This window comes from Streptomyces sp. NPDC056479 (assembly GCF_042795335.1).
In the GTDB taxonomy this organism is placed as follows: domain Bacteria; phylum Actinomycetota; class Actinomycetes; order Streptomycetales; family Streptomycetaceae; genus Streptomyces.
Genome location: NZ_JBHTRZ010000004.1, coordinates 674661 through 697176, shown reverse-complemented (window position 1 = coordinate 697176; position 22516 = coordinate 674661). Strand labels below are relative to the sequence as shown.

The following is a 22516-nucleotide window of genomic DNA, read 5'->3' as shown; positions in this document are numbered from 1 at the left end:
AGCCACGCGCCGCCGACGCCCAAGGAGGCATCCGTGCCGCATGTCCTGGTCCTCAACGCGTCGTACGAGCCGCTCGGCGTCGTACCGCTCCGCCGCGCGCTCGTCCTCGTCCTCGAGAACAAGGCCGTATGCCTCGAGGAGTCCGGCGCCTTCATGCACAGCGCAACCGTCACAGTCCCCGCACCCAGCGTGGTCCGGCTCAAGCGATTCGTCCGGGTTCCCTATCGTGGGCCCGTTCCTCTTACCCGCAGGGCGCTCTTCGCGCGCGACGGGGGCCGGTGCATGTACTGCGGTGGCGTCGCAACCAGCGTCGACCATGTCATTCCGCGCAGCCGCGGGGGCAAACACGTCTGGGACAACGTGGTGGCGTCCTGCCGCCGCTGCAACCACGTGAAGGCCGACCGACATCTGTTCGAAATCGGCTGGCGGCTGCGCCACAAACCCGCTCCACCCACCGGCCTCGCCTGGCGCATCATCGGCACCGGGCATAGGGACCCGCGCTGGCTGCCGTACTTGCAACCGTACGGCGCCGAGGACGCCATGGCCCGGATCGACGGCATTTCCGCCTGACGATCCGGGCCTTCGCATACCCGGCGTACCGGGTGTGCGCCACCCGGCCCCGAGGGTCCCGCGTGCCCTCGGGGCCGGACGGCTGCCCGGGTGTGCGGTCACTTCACGAGCAGGCCGTACGGCAGCTCATGCCTCCCACGGTCGGTTGGCTCACACGTACCGCAGCTCCGCCGGGCGCACGGACCGCCGCAGCAGCGGCAGTGATGTGCCCGCGGCCAGCAGGCACACGGCGTAGACGGCCACGGGGACCAGCATCGGTACCAGCGGAATGGACCCGACGGCGTCGTCGATCAGCGAGGCCCACCCGATGTAGATCGCGGTGCCACCGGCGCCCGCGAGCAGGAGCGCCGGAGCGAGCGGCAGCGCGGTCTCCAGGAGCAGCGCCCGGCCGAGCACGCTCCGCGGCACGCCTGCCGCGGCCTGCGCGGCCAGTCCACGGCGGCGGGTGGCCAGCGACTCCGCGGTACCCACGGCCAGGGCCGACAGGATCAGCGCCAGGGCGGCGAGGATCGCGGCGCCGGAGAGATCGAGGCCGGTGATGTAGTACGACCTGTTCTCCGCCAGGTGGTCGGTGTTCTCCACGATGTGCAGCAGCACCGCGCGGATGCCCGCGAACGCCGTGCCCACGACGGTCACCAGCAGCACCGCCGCATGCGTACGGGCCGCCGCCCACGGGTCGTCGCGCAGCCGCTCGGCCGCGATCAGCACCGCCGGACGCTGGGCGCGGGCGGCGAGCGCTGTGCCCAGCCGCCGGGACGACCAGCCCGCCAGCCATACGGCCGAGACGCCGATCAGCAGGCACAGGGCGAACACCGCCAGCGGGCCGAAGGCGAATTCGAGGGGGTTGCCGAACACCGTGGTCAGCCCCAGGGACAGGGCCGTGACCACGAGCAGCCCGGTCACCGCGAGGAACGCCCGCCCCGGCCCCCGTTCCGGCCGCACCCGCCGCACCCGGCCCAGCGGCGAGGCCACCACCCGGCGCAGCGACAGCGCGCTCACGACCGTGCCCAGCACCGGCACGGCCACGGCGACCAGGGCGATGCCGAGCCACGCCAGGGGCTCGGGGTGCCGCCACAGGCGCAGCATGAGCAGGACGGAGAAGACGGTGGCCACCGCCGAACCGGCCAGACAGGCCGGCCCCGCCTCCAGTGCCGCGATCCGCCGCACCTGACGGGGTGTGGCCCCCGCGAGCCGCAGCGCGGCCAGCCGGCGGTCCCGGTGCACCGCGCCAACGCGGGCGCACTGCCCGAGGAACCCGAGCACCGGGACCAGCAGCAGCAACAGCGCGATGATCACGCCCTGCCGGTCGCTGGGGTGGTCGAGCAGTCCGGCGCCGACGGAGACGGAGTACTGCCCGTCGATCGCGGCGATCACGGCGACCGTCAGTCCGATGCCGGTCGCGAGCGCCGCCCCGATGGCCGTGAGCGCGACCCGCCACCACTCGCGCCGGTCGGATCCGCGAGTGAGCAGCCAGGCCAGCCGGAGATCGGCTCTCATGCCGCCACCTCCAGCGGCAGCACCGCGCCGTCGGCCAGCCGGACCTCGCGGTCCGCGTACGCCGCCACCTGGGCGTCGTGGGTGATCAGCAGCATCGCGGTGCCGGACTCGCGGGCCGTGTAGGTCAGGGCCGTCATCACCTGCTCGCTCGCCAGGGCGTCCAGCGCCCCGGTCGGCTCGTCCGCGAAGACGACCTTCGGGCCGGTGACCAGGGCCCGCGCCAGCGCCACCCGCTGGGCCTGACCGCCGCTCATCTCGCCCGGCCGCAGCTCCCGCTGCCCGCGCACCCCGAACCGCTCCAGCCACTCGTCGGCACTCGCCTGCGCCGATTGCCGGCGGGCACCGGCGAGCAGCAGCGGCAGCGCCACGTTGTCCAGGGCGGTGAGCTCCGGGATCAGCTGCCCGAACTGGAAGACCACGCCGAACTCCGTACGCCGCAGTTCGCTCAGCCGATTCTCGGGCAGCTGGTCCAGCCGCTCCCCGGCGTACGTCACCGAGCCGGAATCCGGGCGGACGATGCCGGCCAGGCAGTGCAGCAGCGTGGACTTCCCGCTGCCGCTGGCGCCGGTGACGGCGAGGATCTCGCCTTGCCGCAGCTCGACGGATGCGCCGCGCAGGGCCTCGGTCCTGCCGTGCGCCTTGACGAGGTCACGGGCCGCCAGAAGCGGCACCGTGCTGTCCCCTTCGTTGCTCATGCTGAGTCGACCTCCACGGTCAGGGTGGTGAGCCGGGCCGCCGTGGTCGTCATCCAACGGAGGTCGGCGTCGAGGTGGTTGAGGGCGTAATCCGCCGAGAGCACCGTCGCGAGATCGGCGCCCGGCGCGGTCTTGACCGCCGTGAGCTGCCGCATGCGCTCCATGTGGGCGGCGCGCTGGGCCTGCAGATAGGCCTCGGGGTCACCGCCGGACAGGATCGACACGACGACCTTGGCGAAGATCTCGTTCGTCACGAACGGCGCGGGCGGCGCGATCTCCCCGGCCCACTCGGCCAGTTCGCGCGCCCCGTCGTCCGTCGAGCGGTACATGGTCCGCTCCGGCCCGCCGTCCGAGTCGACGCCCTCGACCTCGGCGAGCCCGTCGCGGACCAGCCGCTGCAAGGTTGTGTAGACCTGCCCGTAGGCCAGCGGACGGGCCTGCGGGAAACGTTCATCGTGGCGTCGCTTGAGGTCGTAGCCATGGCTCGGCCCCGTCGCGAGCAGGCCCAGCAGGATGTGGCGGGTGCTCATGCCGATCATTATGTACTGAGTACATGTACTGAGTGAATAGTGACCGAGGAATCAGTCTCGACAGAGGCGCAGTGACGAAAATATTGCGGAACGTAGTGTGATGACACGCACGTTGTTCCAATCTGTACGTCTGCCGACGCGCCCGCTGGGTAGGGCTGCGGTAAGCCGTTATGCCGTACTCGAAGAGGAGGCCCCCGTGCCCACAGCATCGGCCCTTGCCAAACCTGAGGCGCCCATCGAGCCGGAGATGCACGCCTGCGTCTTCAGCGCCGAGGGCGCCTGCGTCGAAGCCCCCCTCACCAGCGAACCTCCCCTCCCCGACGCCGAGCCCCTCACCAGTGAGCCGCCGCTCGCCGACGCCGCTCCGCTGACGAGTGAGGCGGCGACCTGGGACATGGGTATGGACTTCGGTATGGACATGGACATGGACTCCCTGAGGCCGTAGATGACAGGACAGCGGTCGGCCGAAGCCCCTGCCGAGGATCCGGAGGGCCCCGAAGGCCTCCCCTGCGACGACCTGTCCCGGCTCGCCGAGCTGCACGGCGTGGCCACCTCCTACCAGCCGTCCGCCGACCGCACAGTCACGGCCTCCGCGACCGCGCTCACCCGCGCCCTGAGCGCCCTCGGCGTCGACACCAGCGCGCCCGCCGCCGTCCGTGCCGCGCTCGCCGCGCGGGAGCGCGAGCTGCGGGAGCGCCTGCTGGCGCCGACGCTGGTGTGCTGGAGCGGGACCGAACCCGAGGCGCTGGCCGCACTGCCGTCCGGCACCCGGCTGCGCATCCAGACCGAGCAGGGCGAGACCCGCACCGATGCCGACCAACTGCCGCCGGGTGTCCACCGTTTGACGGTCACCACACCCCAAGGGCGTACGGCGACCAGCCACCTGGTCGTCGCCCCGCCCCGCCTGCCCACACCCCCCGGCCGTTCCTACGGCCTGCTCGTCCAGCTCTACTCGCTGCTCTCCCGCCGCTCCTGGGGCATGGGCGACCTCGGTGACCTCGCCGAACTCGCCGCCTGGGCCGGCCGGGCGCTCGGCGCCGGATTCGTCCAGGTCAACCCGCTGCACGCGGCCGTACCCGGCGCCCCGACCGACCCGTCCCCCTACCGCCCGTCGTCCCGCCGCTTCCCCGACCCCGTGCACCTGCGGGTCGAGGACGTGCCCGAGTTCGCGTACGTCGAGGACCGCGAGCGCGTGCGGGGGCTGCTGGAACGGGCCGGGCGGCTGCGCGAAGCGGTGCTGGAGAAGGGGGCGTTGATCGACCGGGACGCGGTGTGGGAGGCGAAGCGGGAAGCGCTGGAGCTGGTGCGCGAGGTCCCGCTCGGGCCGGGCCGGCGGGCCGCGTACGTCGACTTCCTCGCGCGGGAGGGACAGGCGCTGGAGGACCACGCCACGTGGTGCGCGCTCGCCGAGGTGCACGGCTCCGACTGGCGGCGCTGGCCGAAGGGGCTCCGGGATCCCCGGTCGGCCGAAACCGCCCGCGCGCGGGGCGAGTTGATGGACCGGGTCGACTTCCACTGCCGTCTCGCCTGGCTCACCGACGACCAGCTGACCGCCGCCCAGCGGGTCGCCCGGGAGGCCGGGATGCCGGTCGGGATCGTGCACGACCTCGCGGTCGGCGTGCATCCCGAGGGCGCCGACGCCTGGGCGCAGCAGGAGTACTTCGCGGCCGGGATGTCGGTGGGCGCACCGCCGGACGCCTTCAACGCACGCGGCCAGGACTGGGGGCTGCCGCCCTGGCGCCCGGACCGGCTGGCCGAGTCGGGGTACGAGCCGTACCGCCGGCTGCTGCGGGCACTGTTCCGCTCCGCCGGCGCCCTGCGCATCGACCATGTCATGGGGCTGTTCCGGCTGTGGTGGGTGCCGCAGGGACGGTCGCCGACGGAGGGGACCTACGTCCGTTACGACGCCGAGGCGATGCTCGCGATCCTGGTGCTGGAGGCCGCCCGGGCCGGTGCCCTGGTGATCGGGGAGGATCTCGGCACCGTGGAACCGGGGGTGCGCGAGAGGCTCCGCTCGCGGGGTGTGCTCGGCACCTCGGTGCTGTGGTTCGAGCGGGACTGGGACGGCGACGGCCGTCCGCTGCCGCCGCAGTCCTGGCGCGCCGACTGCCTCGCCACCGCCACCACCCACGACCTGCCGCCCACCGCGGCCCGCCTCACCGGCGAACACGTCGAACTCCGCGACGGCCTCGGCCTGTTGACGCGCCCCCTGGAGCAGGAGCGCGCGGAGGCCGCGGCGGACACCGGCGAGTGGCTCGACCTGCTGTCCCGGCTGGAGCTGCTGCGGGGAACGCACGGCGGGCACTGCGCCTCGGAGGAGGAGGCCGAGATCCAGGCGGTCCACCGCTTCCTGCTGCGCACCCCGGCGAGGATGGTCGGCGTCTGGCTCCCGGACGGGGTGGGCGACCGCCGGCCGCAGAACCTGCCCGGGACCTGGGACCAGTATCCGAACTGGCGGCTGCCGATCGCCGACGCGGAGGGGAGGCCGGTGACGCTGGAGGAGTTGGCGGAGTCGCCGAGGGTGCGGGCGTTGGTGGAGGTGCTGCGGGGGGAGGTCCGGGCCTAGGACACCCCCCGGACGCGCGGCCTTCCGCGGCGTTCGGTACTTTTGGCCCCGTGGACAAGAAGAACGCTCTGCGCGCCGGCGCCCTGGCGGCCGGTACGACGCTGATGATGCTGCTCATGTCGTCCCCCGCGCTCGCGCTCACGCGTGACGACGGCGACGACCCCGGGCAGGGCCTGACCGTCATGGAGACGCTGGCCCAGTTCGTCATTGCCCCGATCGTGATCTTCGCGGTCATCGCTGGCCTCGTGATGGTCCTGGACCGCTCCTCGGACCGTCAGCCGAAGGCCAAGGCCAGGGCGAAGGCCTGACCGAGCCGCGGCGCAAAGCCGTGGCACAGGTCTGACCAGCGGTCTGACCGGTCTGATCAGGGCTTTTCCGCCCGATCTCCGCTTCCGTCGAGGGCGTCGGCCCCGTCGTGTGTACGCGCATTCTCCGTACGTACGACGAGGCCGGCGCCCTCGACGCGTTCCGCCGCGAGCGACCCTCACCCCGGGTACGGCGCCGTCAGATACCGCTGCACCGTGGGCGCCATCCAGGCCACGATCTCCTCGGGCGCCAGCGCCACCGCCGGCGGAAACCGCAGGACGTAGCGCGTGAGCGCCAGCCCGAGCAGCTGGGACGACACCAGTGCGGCACGGGCCGGGGCCTGCTCGGGGTCGGGGCACACCCGGCGGGCGAGCGGCAGCAACTGGTCCGCGAAGATGCCCTGCATCCGTTCGGCCCCGGCCTGGTTGGTCGCGCCGACCCGGAGCAGGGCCGTGAGCACCTCGTTCTCCTCCCACATGTCCAGGAAGTGCGTCACGAGCGCCCGGCCGGCCTCTTCGCGAGGCACCGACGCCGGGGCGGGCAGCCGCAGATCGATGGCGACGGCCGCGGCGAACAGGCCCTCCTTGTTGCCGTAGTAGCGCATCACCATCGACGGATCGATGCTCGCGTGCTTGGCGATGGCGCGGATGGTGGCGCGCTCGTACCCGTCGGCCGCGAAGCGCTCGCGCGCCGCTTCGAGGATCGCCGTGCGCGTGGCGTCGGAGCGGCGGGGTGGGGCGGGCGGCTTCGGGCTGCTCTGGTTCATGCCAACAAGCGTAGGTCAACGGGCGTAGGCCAACAACTGTTGACGGCCTTGGTGTGCCGTCCTATGGTTGCCAACAATCGTTGACCAACGAGCGTTGGCAAACGAATGTAGGCAAACAAGTGCAGGCAACCAGATGTCGGCACCGAGGAGGCCACCATGAACGGCACCGGCACCACCCCTACTCACACCCACCCCGTGACCATCGTCGGCTCCGGCCCCACCGGCCTCCTCCTGGCCGGTGACCTCGCCGCCGCCGGCATCCCGGTCACCGTCGTCGAGCGGCGCCCCCACGAGATCAGCAACCTCTCCCGCGCCTTCGGCGTGCACGCCCGCACCCTGGAGCAGCTCGACGCCCGCGGTCTGGCCGACGAGCTGATCGCCACCGGCAGCACCATCACCCGGCTGCGCCTGTTCCGCCGCCTCTCCCTCGACCTCGGCACGCTGCCGTCCCGCTTCCCGTTCCTGCTCATCACCCCGCAGTACGAGGTCGAGCGGCTGCTGGAGCGGCGGGCGCAGGAGCTCGGTGTGGAGTTCCGGCACGAGAGCGAGGTCGTGGGGCTGCGGCAGGACGACGACGGGGTCGACCTGGATGTGCGGGGCCCGGAGGGGACGGTCGTCACCCACCGTTCGGCCTACGTCGTCGGCACGGACGGCCACCGCAGCGCCGTACGCCAGGCGCTCGGACTGCCCTTCCCCGGCGTCTCCGTCATCAAGTCCCTGTTCCTGGCGGACGTCCGGCTCGCCGAGCGGCCCGACAGCGTGCTCACCGTCAACGGCGCGGGCGACGCCTTCGCGATGATCGCCTCCTTCGGTGACGGCTGGTACCGCGTCATGGGCTGGAGCCGCCGCCACGAGGTCCCCGACGACACCCCGCTCGACCTCGACGAGGTCAGGGAGGTCACCCGGCGCGCCCTGGGCACCGACTTCGGCATGCACGACGCCCGCTGGCTCTCCCGCTTCCACAGCGACGAGCGCCAGGTGCCGCGGTACCGGGTCGGCCGGGTCTTCCTGGCCGGGGACGCCGCGCACGTCCACTCGCCGGCCGGCGGTCAGGGCATGAACACCGGCCTCCAGGACGCGGCCAACCTCGGCTGGAAGCTCGCGGCGGTGCTCAAGGGCCGGGCGCCCGAGGGACTCCTCGACACCTATCAGGCCGAGCGCCACCCGGTCGGCAGGTCGGTGCTGCGCAGCAGCGGCGGGCTGGTCCGGCTGGCCCGCGCGCAGAACCCGGCACTGCGCGCCGTGCGCGGCCTGGTCTCCGCCTTCGTCAACGCGGCCCGGCCCGCCCGGACCAAGGCCCTGGCCCAGATCTCGGGCATCGGCTACCGGTACCCGGCCCCGCGCGGCTCCCACCGCCTCGTCGGCACGCGCGTCCCGGATGTGGCGCTGGAGAGCGGACGGCGCCTGTACGAGGCGCTGCGCGGCGGACGGTTCGTACTGATCACACCGAAGGCGCCGGAGGCGGCCGGGCGCGCGGGGGCCGGCGAGGACCGGCCGAACGTGGAGCACTGGGCGAGCGACCGCCGTACGGCCCTGCTGGTGCGGCCCGACGGATATGTGGCGTGGGCGGCGGACGACGCGGACGCGGCGGCGACCGAGACGGGTCTCACCTTTCAGTTCTCCTGAAAGGAATGGTCGAAAAGTTTCGATGGACGCGACAGGTGTGGCGCTGCGACGGTGGATCCGCCGAGATCATCGACCAGCGAAAGGACCCATGTGACCGTCGTCCTCGAAAGGACCGCACCCCGCACCACCCCGATCCCGAAGGCAGCCGCCCTCGGGATCGCGCTTGCCGCCCTCGCCACCGTCGTCTGGTCCGGGAGTTTCGTCACCTCCCGCGCCCTGCACGACAGCGTGCCGCCGGTGCAGCAGGCGTTCTGGCGATGGCTGGTGGCGTTGGCCGCGGTGGCCCCCTTCGGGGCGCGGCAGGCCTGGCGGCAGCGGCGGTCGATCCGCCGTCACCTCGGCTTCGTGCTCCTCGCCGCGCTGCTCGGCGTCACCGTCTACAACACCCTCGTCAACCAGGCCGGGTTGACCACGCCCGCCGCCAACATGGGCATGATCATGGCCGCTTCGCCGGTGCTGATGGCCGTGTTCGAGCGGGCGGCCGGGGTACGGCTGGGCGGGCGCCGGGTCGCGGGGCTGCTGGTGGCCTGCGCGGGTGTCGTCCTGCTGATCGGGGGCGGCGCGGGCGGGGTCCGTTTCGCGGTCGGGGACCTGTGGATGGTGGCGGCGGCGTGCTGCTTCGGGGCGTACAGCGCACTGTTGCGGCGCAAGCCCGCCGAACTGGGCGGCACGGCCTTCCTGTTCACCACCTTCCTGTTCGGTACGGCCCTGCTGCTGCCCGCGCAGGGAGTGAGCCTGGCGGTACAGGGCGGCTTCGATCCGACGCCCGGCACGGTCCTGCCGATCCTCTACGTCGGGGTCGCCTCGTCCGCCGTCGCGTTCTTCGCCTGGAACAGGGCGATCGCGCTGGTCGGCCCGAGCCGGGCCGGAGTCGTCTACCACCTCCAGCCGGTGTGCGTGTCCCTGCTGTCCTGGGCGGTGCTCGGTGAGGCGACCGGTGCGGCCCAGGTGCTGTGCATGGGCCTGATCCTGGGCGGAGTCGTCCTGGGGGCGGCGGGGCGCCGGTGACGTAGGTTGCCGCCATGGTCGAGTGGGACATCCGGAAGCTGCAGATCCTGCGGACGTTGCGCGAGCGGGGGACCGTGACCGCGACGGCCGAGGCGCTGCGGATGACGCCCTCGGCGGTGTCGCAGCAGCTGACGAACCTGGCCAGGCAACTCGGGGTGCCGCTGCTGGAGGCACAGGGGCGGCGGGTACGGCTGACGGACGCGGCGCGGCTGGTGCTGCGTCACGCCGAGGCCGTGTTCGAGCAACTGGAGCGGGCGGACGCGGAGTTGGCGGCGCATCTGCACGGGGAGGTCGGGGAGGTCCGGGTCGGGGCCTTCTCGACCGCGGTGCCCGCGCTGGTCGTACCGGCCGTGCGGGCGTTGCGGGGGACGGCGCCCGGGGTGGTGGTACGGGTCCGGGAGGCGGAGGCGGGGGAGGCGTACGAGCTGCTGGCCGGCGGGGAGGTCGACCTCGCACTGTCGCTGGCCGCGCAGGCGCCGGCGGTCGGGGACGCACGGTTCACGCGGGTGTCGTTGCTGGCGGATCCGCTGGATGTCGCCCTGCCGGCGGGGCACGCGCTGGCAGGCGTGCAAGGGCTGCGGCTGGGCGATCTCGCGGGGGAGGAGTGGATCTTCGGCGGGAGCGGGCCGTGGTCGGACATCACACGGGGAGCTTGTGAGGCGGCCGGGTTCAGTCCTCGGCAGGGGCATTCGGCGGCGGGGTGGACGGCGATTCTGGCGATGGTGGAGGCGGGGATGGGGGTGGCGTTGGTGCCGCGCATGGTCGCGGTGGGGAGGGACGGGGTCGTGATGCGGGAGTTGGGGGAGGAGCGGCCGGTGCGGCATGTGGTGGCGGCGGTGCGGAGGGGGAGTGAGGTCGGGGTCGCGGTGGGGAAGGTGCTGTCGGCCTTGGAGGGCGTTGCCGCCGGGCTCACCTGACGGCGGCCCGGTTACCGGAAAGGGGGCGCCCGGTGCCTGCAGCACCGGGCGCCCCCGTCACTCACGTTCTACGACGGCTACTGCCCCGCCGCCGCATCCGCCTCCTGTGCCCTGAGCGCGCGCTCCACGCCCGCACGGGACTCCGAGACCAGGCGTCGCAGCGCCGCGTTCGGCTCCGCCGAGGTCAGCCAGGCGTCCGTCTTGCGGAGCGTGTCCTCGGAGATCTGGAGCGCCGGGTAGAGGCCGACCGCGATCTGCTGGGCGATCTCGTGGGAGCGGGCGTCCCAGATGCCCTTGACCACCTCGAAGAACCTGTCGGTGTAGGCGGCGAGCAGTTCGCGCTGGTCGGTCTGGACGAAGCCGGCGATCACCGCCTCCTGGACGGCGTTCGGCAGCTTGTCGGAGTCGATGACCGACGACCAGGCCTCTTCCTTCGCCTCGGGGGTCGGGCGCCCCGCGCGGGCCGTGGCGGCGTGACGCTCGCCGGCCGCGGTCTTGTCCCGCTCGTACTCGCCCGCGATCTCGGTCTCGTCGTAGCGGCCCACCGCCGCGAGGCGCTGCACGAACGCCCAGCGCAGCTCCGTGTCGACGGCCAGGCCCTCGATCGACTGGGAGCCGTCCAGCAGTCCCTCCAGCAGATCGAGCTGCTCCGGGGTGCGGGCCGCGGCCGCGAACGCCCGCGCCCACGCCAGCTGGTGGTCGCCGCCCGGCTCCGCCGCACGCAGATGGGCCAGCGTGGCGTCCGTCCAGCGGGTCAGCAGGGCCTCGCGGGTGGCCGGGGCGGCGTACAGCTCGATCGCCAGCTTCACCTGGCGCTGCAGCGACTGCACGACGCCGATGTCGGACTCCTTGCCGATGCCCGAGAGGACCAGGGCGAGGTAGTCGCGGGTGGCGAGCTCGGCGTCGCGGGTCATGTCCCAGGACGAGGCCCAGCACAGGGCCCGCGGAAGGGAGGCGTCGAAGTCGCCGAGGTGCTCGGTCACGAACGCCAGCGACTGCTCGTCCAGACGGACCTTCGCGTACGACAGGTCGTCGTCGTTGAGCAGGATCACGTCGGGGCGGCGCTCGCCCACGAGCTGTGCCACGGCGGTCAGTTCGCCGTCCACGTCGAGCTCGATGCGCTCGGCGCGCAGCAGCTTGCCGGAGGCTTCGTCCAGGTTGTACAGACCGACGGCGATACGGTGCGGACGCAGCGTCGGCTCGCCCTTCGCGCCGGCCGGCAGCGCCGGGGCCTCCTGGCGGATCGCGAAGGACGTGATCACACCGGACGCGTCCGTCTCGATCTCGGGGCGCAGGATGTTGATGCCCGCCGTCTCCAGCCACAGCTTCGACCAGGTCTTCAGGTCGCGGCCGGAGGTCTCCTCCAGCGCGCCCAGCAGGTCGGACAGGCGGGTGTTGCCGAACGCGTGCCGCTTGAAGTACGCCTGGACGCCCTGGAAGAACTCGTCCTGGCCGACGTACGACACGAGCTGCTTGAGGACGGAGGCGCCCTTGGCGTAGGTGATGCCGTCGAAGTTGACGAGGACGTCGTCCAGGTCGCGGATCTCCGCCATGATCGGGTGCGTGGACGGCAGCTGGTCCTGGCGGTACGCCCACGTCTTCATCTGGTTGGCGAACGTCGTCCAGGCGTGCGGCCAGCGCGTCCCCGGGGCGTGCGCCTGGCAGGCGATGGAGGTGTAGGTGGCGAACGACTCGTTCAGCCAGAGGTCGTTCCACCACTCCATGGTGACCAGGTCGCCGAACCACATGTGGGCCAGCTCGTGCAGGATGGTCTCGGCCCGGCCCAGGTACGCCGCGTCCGTCACCTTCGAGCGGAACACGTACTGATCGCGGATGGTCACCGCGCCCGCGTTCTCCATCGCGCCCGCGTTGAACTCCGGTACGAACAGCTGGTCGTACTTCTTGAACGGGTACGCGTAGTCGAACTTCTCCTGGAACCAGTCGAAGCCCTGCCGGGTCACCTCGAAGATCGCGTCCGAGTCCAGGAATTCGGCCAGCGACGGACGGCAGTAGATGCCCAGCGGGACGCTCTGGCCGTCCTTCTCGTACACGCTGTGCACGGAGTGGTACGGGCCGACGATGAGCGCCGTGATGTACGTCGAGATGCGCGGCGTCGGCTCGAACGCCCAGACGCTGTCCTGGGGTTCCGGGGTGGGCGAGTTGGAGATGACCGTCCAGCCCTCCGGCGCCTTCACGGTGAACTGGAAGGTGGCCTTCAGGTCGGGCTGCTCGAAGGACGCGAAGACGCGGCGGGCGTCGGGCACCTCGAACTGGGTGTACAGGTACGCCTGCTGGTCGACCGGGTCGACGAAGCGGTGCAGGCCTTCGCCGGTGTTGGTGTACGCGCAGTCGGCGACGACACGCAGGACGTTGCGGCCCTCCAGCAGGCCCGGCAGGGCGATGCGGGAGTCCTTGAAGACCTCGCTCGCGTCGAGCGGGTCGCCGTTGAGGGTCACCTCGTGGACGGTCGGTGCCACGAGGTCGATGAAGGAGTCGGCGCCGTTCTCCGCGACGTCGAAGCGCACCGTGGTCACGGACCGGTAGGTGCCGCCCTCCTGCGCGCCGGAGAGGTCGAGATCGATCTCGTACGAGTCAACGGTCAGCAGCTTCGCCCGCTGCTGCGCCTCTTCGCGAGTCAGGTTTGTGCCAGGCACGCGGTCATCTCCTCGATATGTGTGGGTTCGGTCATCCTTCCATGGGACGTGTCCACAGCGCGATGTCCGTTTACCGCCGGTGGCCGACCCATGTGCGCGTGAGGCTGGGAGCATGACGACTCAGCTGGCACGCGCCATCGAACCGACCGTCCTGAAGGAGCTGCGTTCCGCCGACGACGCGGGGCGCCGCACGGTCGCCCTGACCGACGACGAGGGCGGGGCACCCCTGCGCTGCTGCCTGCGCCGCAGCGCTCCCGGCGAGCGGATCGCGCTCGTCTCGTACGCCCCGCTGCGTCGGTGGGCTGCGCAGAACGGGGCCGATCCCGGGGCGTACGACGAGCAGGGCCCGGTGTTCGTCCACGCCGAGGAGTGCGGGGGCCCGGACGGGGAGGCGCTGCCCTTCGCCAACGCCCACCGCACGGTCCGCCGGTACTCGGCCGACGGACGGATCCTCGGCGGGCGGCTCGTGGACCCGGGAGCCTTCGAGGAGGCCTTCGCGGAGGCGTTCGCCGACCCCGAGGTGGCGCTGGTCCATGTGCGGGCCGTGGAGTACGGGTGCTTCCTCTATGAGGTACGCAAGGATTAGCGGCCGAACGGTAATACTGACGGTAGGCAAGCTGGTCATACCCTTGTTATCCTTGAGGTATGAAGATCAGTGTGAGCCTGCCCCAGGAGGATGTCGCCTTCGTCGACGAGTACGTCGCCAGGAAATCGGCGGAGTCCAGATCCGCGGTGATCCACGACGCCATCGAGCTGCTGCGCCGGGCCCATCTGGTGCAGGAGTACACGGAGGCGTTCGCCGAGTGGGACGGCAGCGAGGACGCCGGGTTCTGGGACCAGTTCTCGGGGGACGGGCTGACCGATGAAGCGCGGTGACGTCTACCTCGTCGACTACGAGCCGGCGCGCGGCAGTGAGGCCAACAAGGCCCGTCCGGCGGTGATCGTCTCCAACGACGGTGCCAACGCGGCGGCCGAGCGCACCGGGCGGGGCGTCGTGACGCTGGTTCCCCTCACCACGAACACCTCGCGCGTCTTTCCGTTCCAGGTGTTGCTCCCGGCGGGGGAGGGCGGCCTCCTCAAGGACTCCAAGGTGCAGTGCGAACAGGTCCGTGCGCTGGCCCCGGACCGGCTGCTGCGGCCCCTCGGGGCGGTGACCCGTCAGCGCATGGCGCAGATCGACGCCGCGCTTCGACTGCATCTGGACCTCTGAGCACGACGAAGGGGCGCCCACCGTCCACCGGCGGGCGCCCCTTCGTCGTGCCTGCGGGCGTCAGCCCTTCAGCTCGGCCGCCACCAGCTCCGCGATCTGCACCGCGTTCAGCGCGGCGCCCTTGCGGAGGTTGTCGTTGGAGACGAACAGGGCCAAGCCGTGCTCGACCGTCTCGTCCTGGCGGATGCGGCCCACGAAGGACGGGTCCTGGCCGGCCGCCTGGAGCGGGGTCGGGACCTCGGCGAGGGCCACGCCGGGGGCACCGGCGAGCAGCTCCTTGGCGCGCTCCACGCTGATCGGGCGGGCGAAGCGGGCGTTGACCTGGAGGGAGTGGCCGGAGAAGACCGGGACGCGTACGCAGGTGCCGGAGACCTTCAGCTCCGGGACCTCGAGGATCTTGCGGGACTCGTGGCGGAGCTTCTGCTCCTCGTCGGTCTCGTTCAGACCGTCGTCGACGATGGAGCCGGCCAGCGGAAGGACGTTGTACGCGATCGGCGCGACGTACTTGTTCGGGGCGGGGAACTCCGCCGCCGAGCCGTCGTGGGTCAGCTTGGGCGCGTCGTCGCCGACCTTCTTGACCTGCTCGAACAGCTCGTCCACGCCCGCCAGACCGGAGCCCGACACCGCCTGGTAGGTGGCGACGACAAGCGCCTCGAGGCCGGCCTCGGCGTGCAGCGGCTTCAGGACCGGCATCGCGGCCATCGTCGTGCAGTTCGGGTTGGCGATGATGCCCTTGGGGCGGTCGGCGATCGCGTGCGGGTTCACCTCGGAGACGACCAGCGGCACCTCGGGGTCGCGGCGCCAGGCCGAGGAGTTGTCGATCACCACGGGTCCCTGCGCGGCGACCTTGGGCGCCAGCGCCTTCGAGGTCGAGCCGCCCGCGGAGAACAACACGATGTCCAGGCCGGAGTAGTCGGCCGTGGACGCGTCCTCCACCGTCACGCCGTCCAGGATCGAGCCCGCCGAACGGGCCGAGGCGAACAGCCGCAGCTCGGTGACCGGGAAGTCGCGCTCCTTGAGGATCCTGCGCATGACCGTGCCGACCTGACCGGTGGCTCCGACGATTCCGACCCTCACGGCGACTCCTTCTACGCGTTCTTGCATGTCTGCGGCCTTTCCATCATGCGGCCGACCCAGGTCCGCCTGTCCAATTCTTTGCGCTTCATACCCCCGGACAGGGACACCCCGACCGGCCGGACGGTTCCGGAACTCCCGTCCGCACCCCTGCTGAACTGCATAAATTCGCCCCACGGGGCGCTCGTGCCGCAAGCTGTGCTGCGCTCGCGCGGCGGTGTGACGTACACCTCGCGCAAACTCGCGACCGCCGGGGCGAACGTTTCCGTGCGCTGCGGCGTCGTAGAGGAAACGCGGTGAGGGGGTGGCTTGTGCTGCGCAGAAAGGCCCGCCGTGCCCAGGAGGACGATCACACCGATCCCCTGGACGCGGCCCAGGAGCGTCGGGTGCGGGCGGTGCTCGCGCTGGGCGGGGTGCCGCAGGCGGACCTGCCGGACGGGGTACAGCAGGTCCGCCTACGACTGCTGGAGCGGGCCGCGAGCGGCCGTGAGGCACCGCGGGACGTCTCGGCGTGGGCGGCGGTCGTCGCCTCCAACCTCGCCATGGACTGGCACCGCGCCAAGAAGCGGCAGGAGCGGCTCGGCGAGCGGCTCGCCTCCCTGCGCCAGTTGGAGCACCCCTCCGGCGAGGACACCAGCCTGCTCTCCCTCGCCGTCGCCCGGGGCCTGGACGAACTGCCCGACGCCCAGCGTCAGGTCCTGGTCCTGCGCTTCTACGGCGATCTCCCGGTACGCGACATCGCCGAGGAGCTCGGTATCCCGGAGGGCACGGTCAAGAGCAGGCTGCACACGGCGGTACGCGCCCTGCGCGCCCGCCTGCACGAGGACGAGGTGGTGTGACGTGACCGCCGAGAACCAGGGCCGCGGCGCAGACGCGCTGATGGCCGCGATCACCGGTGAACCGCTGTCCGGCGAGGCCCGGGCGGACGCCGCCTTCATGGCCGAGCACGACTCCGCGGCCGCCGATCTGGCCCTGCTGCGCGAGCAGCTCGGCATCATCGGGCACGCGCTCGCCGAGCCACCGCCACCGGTGCCCGAGCCGACTCCCGTACGACGGCCGGCCCGCGCCCGGCGCCCGATCTTCACCGTCGCCCTCGGCTCCCTCGCCGTGGCCGCCGCCGGGTCCGTACTGGTGGGCATGGGCTGGCTGCTGACGCAGGCCGGGGGCGGAGCCGATTCCGACGCGGGGGCGAGCAGCGCGGACCAGGCGGCCACCGCGCAGGCATCCGCGGGCACCGACTTCGGCAGCCCGCACTACCTCGCCTGCTCGCGACTGGTGGCCGAAGGCCGGGCCACCTCCGTCGAGCGGCTCCCCGGTACGGAGTCGCTGCGCGTCACCCTGCAGCTGACCCGCTACTACAAGCCGGACAAGGGCGAGCCGGAGCTGACGTTCGACGTCGACCAGAACCTCGTGCCCGGTCTCCGCAAGGGCGACCCCGTGCTGATCGGTATCCCGCAGGGCGCCCGCGAGCCCGACTTCTGGGCCGTCGGCGAGGGGGACATCGCCCCCGAACGGGCCTGGCTCACCGCCTCGCTGCCCGAGGCACGGGAGCTCGGCTGCTGAACGGCAAGGGGCGGGCGCCCGCACGGACGCCCGCCCCCATGGCCGTACTCCGGACTACGGAGTGACCTTCTCGATCTTCACGTTGCCCACGCCCGCGACCGTGCCGCGCGCGTTGAGCAGCTGGACCTGGCCGAAGAACTCACGGCCCTCCGGCGCGGCCGCCAGCGCGGTGACGCTGCCGGAGACCGTGGCCGACTGACCCGTGCCGAGCTTCACCGGCGACCCGTCGACCGTGACGGTGCCGAGCGCGGCGGAGAAGAACACGTCCAGGTAGTCGTAGGCCGTCGAGCCGCTCGGCACCGAGTAGCCGATCACCTCGACGCTGTACTTCCCGGCCGCCGGGTTCGCGACCGAGACCGCCTCCTCCGAGTCACCGTCGGCGGAGCTGCCGACCTCGGTGCCGGCCGCGTCGTAGACGACCAGGTCGAGGTCCGCGGCCGCGTCGGAGACGTTGCCGATGGAGACGTCCAGTGACGTGGCGCCCTCGGGAACGTCGACCGTGGTGGTCTGCGTGACGCCCTCGGTGATGGTCGGACGCGCCGTCTTCGACGAGCCGAGCGGGCCGCCGGCCAGCTTGCCGTCGAGCGCGGCGTACTGGTTGGTCACCTTCCAGGAGGCGGCGGTCGGGGTGCCGACCTTGGCCTCGGGGATGGTCACGGTCTCCGGGTCGAAGGCCGCGCCGAGGACGGTGACGTCCAGCTTGTAGGGGTTGTCGAGCAGCGGCGACGTGCGGCGCGACTCGACCTCGATCTCCCAGACGCCGGGCTGCGGGTCGGCGTAGGAACGCACGTCCGGCTTGCAGCCGTTGCCGTCGAGGTAGTTGTTGTAGCAGTACGGGGTGCCGGTGTTGTCCGACGGGACGCCGTACGGGTGGATGGCGATGAACCGGGTCTGGCTCTTGTCCTTCAGCCCGCCGATCGCGACCTCCAGCGACTTCGCGCCCTCGGGGACGGTCACGAAGTACGACTTGGTGCTGTTGCGCTGCACCGAACCGGACGCGGAGTAGCTGTACTTCAGCGGCTCCGAGACCACGACCGTGTTGAGGACCTGCTTGTCGATGCCCTCGGTGCGCGGGTCGTCGACCTCCAGGATCGCGCTCTTGATGCCCGCCGAGCCCGGCTTGGCGGCGATCTTGACGGTGACCGGCTTGTTCAGGCCCAGGCCGATCTCGTCGGAGCCGACGATGCGGAAGGTGTCCCCGGCGTTGTTCTCCAGGTGCAGCTCGTGCCGGATCGCCTTGTCCGCGCCGGACGTACGGGTGATCGTGACGTCGTACGTCTTCTTCTGCCCGGCCTTCAGGCCGCCCTCGCGGTCGTAGACGCCCGTGCCGAAGCCCGGGGTCTTCAGGAACTGGTCGATCGCGGTGTCGACCGGTGCCTTGACCGTGTACTCGTGGGCGGTGGCACCGTCACGGATGGAGTCCCAGGCGTCCTCGATGTTGATGAGGCCGGCACCCTCCTCGTACGCCTGCACACCCTTGATGTGGTCGGCGGTCGAGGTCAGCGCGGTGCGCAGCTTCGCCGGGGTGAGGTCGATGCCCTTGGCCTTGGCGGCGCTCAGCAGCAGCGCGGACGCGCCCGCGGCCTGCGGGGACGCCATCGAGGTGCCCTGGAGCATCGAGTAGCCGGCCGGCAGGGAGTAGCCCGCCTCGGCGACCGGGCCGCCCGGCAGCCAGGTCTGGGTGGTGTTGATCGAGGCGCCCGGTGCGGACAGCGTCGGGGTGAAGCCGCCGTCCTCACGCGGACCGCGCGAGGAGAAGGGCATCATCGCGTACTTCTTCTCCACGGCGGAGCCGTAGTTGGCGGCCCAGGTCTCCTTGGAGATGGTCGCGCCGACCGAGATGACCTTGCTCGCCAGGCCCGGGTCGCCGATGGTGTTCGCGCCGGGGCCGGAGTTGCCCGCCGAGATCACCAGCTGGACGCCGTAGGTGTCGATGAGGCGCGTGTAGAGCTCGGCGCGCGCGTTGTTGCCGTCGTTCAGCGCCGGGAGACCGCCTATGGACATGTTGACGATGTCGACGCCACGGTTGACGACGAGGTCGATCATGCCCTCGGTGAGCGCGACGTTGGTGCAGCCGCCGGTCCAGGTGCAGGCACGGGACGCCACGAGCTTCGCGCCCGGTGCCGCGCCGTTCATCTTGCCGCCGAACAGGCCGTTCGCGGCGGTGATGCCGGCGACGTGGGTGCCGTGCTCGGACTCGATGACGCCGATGTTGACGAAGTCGCGCTTCTGGCCGACCCAGTCCCCGCCCAGCGGGTCCATCGGCACGTCCTTGCGGATCTGCACGACGAACGGCTGGCGCTCGGCGACGTCGGTGGCCGGGTCGTCGGTGCCGAAGTACCCGATCTGGTAGCCGTCCTTGTACGGCTTCATCGGGGTGTCGTCACCGAAGTCGAAGTTGTTGTTGAGGTCGACCCGGACGGTGCCGTTCGCGGCGTCGTAGAGGACGCCCCAGGAGTCGGTCTTGTCGCCGTCGCGGTTGGCGTCGCCCGCCGCGTCGCCCCCCGTGGTGTACGACTCCAGGAAGGTGCTGACCTGGTAGGAACCGGCCGGCGCGGTCCAGGTCTTGCCTCCGTAGGTGAAGCTGGGTCCGGAGACGGAGGTCACCATCGGGCGCCAGGTGCGGTCGCTGTCGAGCAGCGGGTCGGTGGCGGTGACCCAGTCGACTATCTTCCGCTCGCCGGTGGTCGTCTTCTGCAGCGCCGGGTGGGCGAGGTCGATGCCGGAGTCGAGGATGCCGATGGTGATGCCGCGGCCGTCCGCCTTCGGGTTGTCCTCGACGAAGTCGACGGCGCCCGTCTCGAAGGACGGGTTGTACGGGTTCTCGGCCGGGGTCCGCTTGCCGGGGGCCGGGTACGTGGTCGCGGTGGCCGTCGACTTCTTCGTGTCGACGGCGGGGTCGTCCAGGGGTATCTCCTCGCGCAGGTCGATGCCGTGCACCGAGGAGAGCTTCGCGGCGGCGGCGATGGCCTTGTCGGCCTTGCCGGTGGGGACGGTCGCCCGGACGTAGCCCAGCTTGTCGTAGGTACGGCCCACAGAGCCGACCGCGTCCAGTTCCCCGGCGACCTGCTCGGTCTGGCCGGGCGCGGTCGCGATCATCATCGTGACGTTCTTGTCGCCGCCGGCCTTGGCCTCGGCGAGCAGATCGGCGTCGTCCGAACCGAGCTTGTCATGGGCGGACTTGACGCTCGGGTCCGTCGCCGCGGGCGCGGGGTCCGCGGCGACGGCCATGGGTATCGGCCCGGCCGCGGACAGCGCCGCGACGAGACCGGCCGCCACGGCTATGCAGGCCGCGCGTCTCGCGCCCGGCTTCGGATCGCGCTGGGGGCTGTTGATCATCGGCATCCCTTGTAGGTAAAGGAGCATCGGTCGTCCGGAATGTGATCCCGGACGACCGCACAGCTTTATGCAAGGGAAGGATGTTTGGGAAGAGTTGACCGAATCGAAATGGACGGGTGGGGAAAACCCGCTATCGAAGCCGGGGGATATCAGCCGCAAAGGAGGGCAAGCCACCCGCAGGCGCTAATGTCCGTATGTGCGGAAGAAGTTGAGGGTGGCGGCCTACGCCATATGCGTGCGTGACGGACAGCTCCTCCTCGCCCGTTCCCCGGCGCCCGGCGGCGGCTTCGAGTGGGTCCTGCCGGGTGGCGGCATGGAGCACGGCGAGGTTCCCTACGACACGGTCGTGCGGGAGGTGGAGGAGGAGACCGGCTATCTCGTCGAACCCACCGGCCTGCTCGGTGTCGACTCCTCCCGCCGCCTCGTCCCGGGCCGCCTCGGGCGAAGCGTCGACCACCACGGCGTACGGCTCGTCTACGCGGCCCGGATCACCGGCGGCGAACTGCGCTACGAGGCCAACGGCTCCACCGACATGGCGGCCTGGCATCCGATGGACCGGGTGCCGGAGCTGACCCGTGTCTCCATGGTCGACAAGGGGCTGTCCCTGTGGCGCGAGCGGCCGGCGGCGGGGCGGGTCGTCGGGCCGGTGGATGTCCAGGAGTAACTGGTCTGCCCGGCTATGCCAACTCTCTCCCGGAAGGTGCCCCTTTCTGGGATGCTGAGCCCGCGGCGCGGGTTCGGCCGCGTGCGTCGCCATCGCCGAGGGGGACGGCCATGGGCTGGTCGATGTCCATCGCATACGGCGCCTTGGGCGGTCTCGTCGTGGAGATCATGGTCCTCTACGGGCGCATCGCGGCTTGGCAGGAGGCCCGGCACCGGGCCCTGTCCCGGAGCAGACGGCGGGACAGGCTGCCGAGGCTCGCCAAGTACGTCGACCCGCCGTCCGACGCGCTGGCGGCCCTCACCCGCGTCTCGCTCGGCGCCGGAGCGGGTTGGATCTTCTCCCCGCAGCTCACGGGCGGCCTCGCCGCAGTCGCCGTGGGTGCCACGGCGCCGGCCCTGCTGGGGCAGCTCGGCAACCTGCGGCCCTTGCAGGCGGCGATCGCGGGAGGCCGGGCCGAGCCGACGGGGCAGGGCCCCACGGACGTGCCGGGCGGTGCGGAGGTGCTCGAATCGTGAGCGGGCGCCTCGCGCAGCGCTACCGGACCTCGCTGACCCAGGCCCGGCCCGAGGCGCGGGATCGGCTGATCGAGCACGGGCGGCGCAGGGACCTGCCGTTGTGGCGGAGGTATCTGGCGGCGCTGCTCGACTTCGATCCCGCGGGACCGGGCGATCGGCGCGCCCTGGCGAAGGCCGACGGGACGGAGCCGGCCGCGAACGAGCGGCCCCCGGCGCAGGGGGAGGAGCCTCCCGCCTCCGGGCATCACTACACGCTCGACCTGCCGATCGCCCTGACAGGGACCGAACCACGCGTCGCGTACGCACCGGCTGAGGCCGCGCGCCGCAGGCCGGTCGGCGCACTCGTCCTTGCCGCGGTCCTGGTCGTCGCCACGGTTCTCGGCGTCTCGGTATGGGCCTCGGGCGGCGGTGCGGCGCCGCCTCTGCCGATAGTCGTCGGGGCTTCGCCGTCGCCGACGCTGCCGGAGGGGGCGCGCGAGGAGTCCGGCGGGTTCGCCTGGGTCGTGCCCGACGGCTGGCGGAGGGATGTGAAAACGGGGGCCGAGGTGCACTACACGTCTCCGGACGGCACCCAGGAACTCGTGGCCAAGTCGTCGCTCGACCGTGGGGACCTGCTCGCGATCTGGCGGACCTCGGAGCGCAACGCCTCCCAGGGGGAGCGCTACCGGAAGATCCAGCTGAAGGCGACGACGTTCCGTGAATACCCGGCCGTCGTCTGGGAGTACACCTTCCAGCTCAACGGAGTCCCGTGGCACGCCCGCCTGCTGGGCTTCAATGCGGCCGGCAAGTCGTATCAGGTCAACACCTGGTACCGCCCGGCCGTCGAGACCGAGGCCCTCGCGGTCTACCGCGAGGCCACGGACACCTTCGTGGCGATCGTGCCGGAGACGGGTTCCCCCGACTCCGCCCAGCCCTCCGTTCAGCCCTCCGTTCAGCCCGAGGAGTAGCTTCACCTACCCCGGAAGATGAACGCGGAGTAACCACCTCCCGGCCGTTCGAGGAGCGGTCGTGGACGC

General features: G+C 71.7%; 22 protein-coding genes. 15 read left to right on the top strand and 7 right to left on the bottom strand.

Features of this window, described 5'->3' with window-relative positions; genetic code table 11:
* Positions 1-33 precede the first annotated feature (33 nt).
* The gene (locus ACFQ6S_RS19645; RefSeq protein ID WP_031476758.1) at positions 34-570 is read left to right on the top strand and encodes an HNH endonuclease; all 537 of its coding nucleotides are present in this window, start codon (positions 34-36) and stop codon (positions 568-570) included.
* Positions 571-720: 150 nt separating this feature from the next.
* Here the strand turns inward: ACFQ6S_RS19645 and ACFQ6S_RS19640 are convergent, their stop codons facing one another.
* Genes ACFQ6S_RS19640 through ACFQ6S_RS19630 form a run of 3 tightly spaced genes read right to left on the bottom strand, consistent with a single transcriptional unit; the run spans position 721 to position 3292 of the window.
* The gene (locus tag ACFQ6S_RS19640; RefSeq protein WP_383410916.1) at positions 721-2067 is read right to left on the bottom strand and encodes an FtsX-like permease family protein; all 1347 of its coding nucleotides are present in this window, start codon (positions 2065-2067) and stop codon (positions 721-723) included.
* A complete protein-coding gene (locus tag ACFQ6S_RS19635) occupies positions 2064-2762 on the bottom strand; it encodes an ABC transporter ATP-binding protein (RefSeq protein ID WP_383410912.1) in 699 nt (232 codons plus the stop codon). Before ACFQ6S_RS19635 ends, ACFQ6S_RS19640 begins: the two co-directional genes overlap by 4 nt.
* Positions 2759-3292 carry a PadR family transcriptional regulator gene (locus tag ACFQ6S_RS19630; RefSeq protein ID WP_383410909.1) on the bottom strand — a complete coding sequence of 178 codons (534 nt, stop codon included), beginning with the start codon at positions 3290-3292 and terminating at the stop codon, positions 2759-2761. The genes ACFQ6S_RS19635 and ACFQ6S_RS19630 overlap by 4 nt, the downstream gene beginning before the upstream one ends.
* 247 nt (positions 3293-3539) lie before the next feature.
* On the opposite strand from ACFQ6S_RS19630, the gene ACFQ6S_RS19625 reads away from it, so the two are divergent.
* Genes ACFQ6S_RS19625 through ACFQ6S_RS19615 form a run of 3 tightly spaced genes read left to right on the top strand, consistent with a single transcriptional unit; the run spans position 3540 to position 6166 of the window.
* Positions 3540-3737 carry a hypothetical protein gene (locus ACFQ6S_RS19625; protein ID WP_383411311.1) on the top strand — a complete coding sequence of 66 codons (198 nt, stop codon included), beginning with the start codon at positions 3540-3542 and terminating at the stop codon, positions 3735-3737.
* Positions 3738-5858 carry a 4-alpha-glucanotransferase gene (gene malQ / locus ACFQ6S_RS19620; protein ID WP_383410906.1) on the top strand — a complete coding sequence of 707 codons (2121 nt, stop codon included), beginning with the start codon at positions 3738-3740 and terminating at the stop codon, positions 5856-5858.
* Between the two features lie 50 nt (positions 5859-5908).
* A complete protein-coding gene (locus ACFQ6S_RS19615) occupies positions 5909-6166 on the top strand; it encodes a hypothetical protein (protein WP_383410903.1) in 258 nt (85 codons plus the stop codon).
* Between the two features lie 176 nt (positions 6167-6342).
* Here the strand turns inward: ACFQ6S_RS19615 and ACFQ6S_RS19610 are convergent, their stop codons facing one another.
* The gene (locus ACFQ6S_RS19610; RefSeq protein WP_383410901.1) at positions 6343-6930 is read right to left on the bottom strand and encodes a TetR family transcriptional regulator; all 588 of its coding nucleotides are present in this window, start codon (positions 6928-6930) and stop codon (positions 6343-6345) included.
* Between the two features lie 156 nt (positions 6931-7086).
* On the opposite strand from ACFQ6S_RS19610, the gene ACFQ6S_RS19605 reads away from it, so the two are divergent.
* The 3 genes from ACFQ6S_RS19605 to ACFQ6S_RS19595 all read left to right on the top strand — a co-directional run bounded on the left by ACFQ6S_RS19605 (position 7087) and on the right by ACFQ6S_RS19595 (position 10481).
* Positions 7087-8556 carry an FAD-dependent monooxygenase gene (locus ACFQ6S_RS19605; protein ID WP_383410900.1) on the top strand — a complete coding sequence of 490 codons (1470 nt, stop codon included), beginning with the start codon at positions 7087-7089 and terminating at the stop codon, positions 8554-8556.
* A gap of 90 nt (positions 8557-8646) precedes the next feature.
* Positions 8647-9564 (top strand): DMT family transporter, encoded by a 918-nt coding sequence (locus tag ACFQ6S_RS19600; RefSeq protein WP_383410897.1) that lies wholly within the window; start codon positions 8647-8649, stop codon positions 9562-9564.
* A gap of 14 nt (positions 9565-9578) precedes the next feature.
* Positions 9579-10481 (top strand): LysR family transcriptional regulator, encoded by a 903-nt coding sequence (locus ACFQ6S_RS19595; protein ID WP_383410894.1) that lies wholly within the window; start codon positions 9579-9581, stop codon positions 10479-10481.
* A 77-nt stretch (positions 10482-10558) separates the two neighbouring features.
* Here the strand turns inward: ACFQ6S_RS19595 and pepN are convergent, their stop codons facing one another.
* Positions 10559-13135 (bottom strand): aminopeptidase N, encoded by a 2577-nt coding sequence (gene pepN / locus ACFQ6S_RS19590; protein ID WP_383410891.1) that lies wholly within the window; start codon positions 13133-13135, stop codon positions 10559-10561.
* Between the two features lie 112 nt (positions 13136-13247).
* On the opposite strand from pepN, the gene ACFQ6S_RS19585 reads away from it, so the two are divergent.
* From ACFQ6S_RS19585 to ACFQ6S_RS19575, 3 genes are read left to right on the top strand one after another with little or no spacing between them, the layout of a single operon-like run.
* On the top strand, positions 13248-13721 hold the full coding sequence (locus ACFQ6S_RS19585) for a DUF1203 domain-containing protein (protein ID WP_383410888.1): 474 nt from the start codon (positions 13248-13250) through the stop codon (positions 13719-13721).
* 59 nt (positions 13722-13780) lie between these two features.
* Positions 13781-14011, top strand: a complete 231-nt coding sequence (locus ACFQ6S_RS19580; protein WP_383410886.1) for a ribbon-helix-helix domain-containing protein — start codon at positions 13781-13783, stop codon at positions 14009-14011.
* Entirely contained in the window at positions 13998-14345 is a 348-nt protein-coding gene (locus tag ACFQ6S_RS19575; RefSeq protein WP_383410883.1) for a type II toxin-antitoxin system PemK/MazF family toxin, read from the top strand. The genes ACFQ6S_RS19580 and ACFQ6S_RS19575 overlap by 14 nt, the downstream gene beginning before the upstream one ends.
* 60 nt (positions 14346-14405) lie before the next feature.
* Here ACFQ6S_RS19575 and ACFQ6S_RS19570 read toward each other — a convergent pair whose 3' ends face one another.
* The gene (locus ACFQ6S_RS19570; protein WP_383410880.1) at positions 14406-15422 is read right to left on the bottom strand and encodes an aspartate-semialdehyde dehydrogenase; all 1017 of its coding nucleotides are present in this window, start codon (positions 15420-15422) and stop codon (positions 14406-14408) included.
* A gap of 308 nt (positions 15423-15730) precedes the next feature.
* Here ACFQ6S_RS19570 and ACFQ6S_RS19565 point away from each other — a divergent pair, with 308 nt between their 5' ends.
* Together ACFQ6S_RS19565 and ACFQ6S_RS19560 are read left to right on the top strand one after the other, a co-directional pair.
* Entirely contained in the window at positions 15731-16258 is a 528-nt protein-coding gene (locus tag ACFQ6S_RS19565; protein WP_383411308.1) for an RNA polymerase sigma factor, read from the top strand.
* Position 16259: 1 nt separating this feature from the next.
* A complete protein-coding gene (locus ACFQ6S_RS19560; protein ID WP_383410876.1) occupies positions 16260-16982 on the top strand; it encodes a hypothetical protein in 723 nt (240 codons plus the stop codon).
* Between the two features lie 54 nt (positions 16983-17036).
* On the opposite strand, the gene ACFQ6S_RS19555 is transcribed toward ACFQ6S_RS19560, so the two are convergent.
* The gene (locus ACFQ6S_RS19555; RefSeq protein ID WP_383410873.1) at positions 17037-20321 is read right to left on the bottom strand and encodes a S8 family serine peptidase; all 3285 of its coding nucleotides are present in this window, start codon (positions 20319-20321) and stop codon (positions 17037-17039) included.
* Positions 20322-20517: 196 nt separating this feature from the next.
* Here ACFQ6S_RS19555 and ACFQ6S_RS19550 point away from each other — a divergent pair, with 196 nt between their 5' ends.
* The 3 genes from ACFQ6S_RS19550 (at position 20518) to ACFQ6S_RS19540 (ending at position 22447) form a co-directional block, all read left to right on the top strand.
* On the top strand, positions 20518-20985 hold the full coding sequence (locus ACFQ6S_RS19550; RefSeq protein ID WP_383410870.1) for an NUDIX hydrolase: 468 nt from the start codon (positions 20518-20520) through the stop codon (positions 20983-20985).
* Between the two features lie 122 nt (positions 20986-21107).
* On the top strand, positions 21108-21500 hold the full coding sequence (locus ACFQ6S_RS19545; RefSeq protein ID WP_383410868.1) for a hypothetical protein: 393 nt from the start codon (positions 21108-21110) through the stop codon (positions 21498-21500).
* Positions 21497-22447 carry a hypothetical protein gene (locus tag ACFQ6S_RS19540; protein ID WP_383410865.1) on the top strand — a complete coding sequence of 317 codons (951 nt, stop codon included), beginning with the start codon at positions 21497-21499 and terminating at the stop codon, positions 22445-22447. Before ACFQ6S_RS19545 ends, ACFQ6S_RS19540 begins: the two co-directional genes overlap by 4 nt.
* Positions 22448-22516: the final 69 nt, after the last annotated feature.

What these genes read in the sequence shown, in the direction of transcription:
- ACFQ6S_RS19605 (WP_383410900.1), top strand. Translation starts at nt 7,087, where the DNA reads ATGAACGGCACCGGCACCACCCCTACTCACACCCACCCCGTGACCATC.
- malQ (WP_383410906.1), top strand. Translation starts at nt 3,738, where the DNA reads ATGACAGGACAGCGGTCGGCCGAAGCCCCTGCCGAGGATCCGGAGGGC.
- ACFQ6S_RS19635 (WP_383410912.1), bottom strand. Translation starts at nt 2,762, where the DNA reads ATGAGCAACGAAGGGGACAGCACGGTGCCGCTTCTGGCGGCCCGTGAC.
- ACFQ6S_RS19580 (WP_383410886.1), top strand. Translation starts at nt 13,781, where the DNA reads ATGAAGATCAGTGTGAGCCTGCCCCAGGAGGATGTCGCCTTCGTCGAC.
- ACFQ6S_RS19575 (WP_383410883.1), top strand. Translation starts at nt 13,998, where the DNA reads ATGAAGCGCGGTGACGTCTACCTCGTCGACTACGAGCCGGCGCGCGGC.
- ACFQ6S_RS19610 (WP_383410901.1), bottom strand. Translation starts at nt 6,930, where the DNA reads ATGAACCAGAGCAGCCCGAAGCCGCCCGCCCCACCCCGCCGCTCCGAC.
- ACFQ6S_RS19555 (WP_383410873.1), bottom strand. Translation starts at nt 20,321, where the DNA reads ATGATCAACAGCCCCCAGCGCGATCCGAAGCCGGGCGCGAGACGCGCG.
- ACFQ6S_RS19640 (WP_383410916.1), bottom strand. Translation starts at nt 2,067, where the DNA reads ATGAGAGCCGATCTCCGGCTGGCCTGGCTGCTCACTCGCGGATCCGAC.
- ACFQ6S_RS19585 (WP_383410888.1), top strand. Translation starts at nt 13,248, where the DNA reads ATGACGACTCAGCTGGCACGCGCCATCGAACCGACCGTCCTGAAGGAG.
- ACFQ6S_RS19625 (WP_383411311.1), top strand. Translation starts at nt 3,540, where the DNA reads ATGCACGCCTGCGTCTTCAGCGCCGAGGGCGCCTGCGTCGAAGCCCCC.
- ACFQ6S_RS19630 (WP_383410909.1), bottom strand. Translation starts at nt 3,292, where the DNA reads ATGAGCACCCGCCACATCCTGCTGGGCCTGCTCGCGACGGGGCCGAGC.
- ACFQ6S_RS19545 (WP_383410868.1), top strand. Translation starts at nt 21,108, where the DNA reads ATGTCCATCGCATACGGCGCCTTGGGCGGTCTCGTCGTGGAGATCATG.
- ACFQ6S_RS19595 (WP_383410894.1), top strand. Translation starts at nt 9,579, where the DNA reads ATGGTCGAGTGGGACATCCGGAAGCTGCAGATCCTGCGGACGTTGCGC.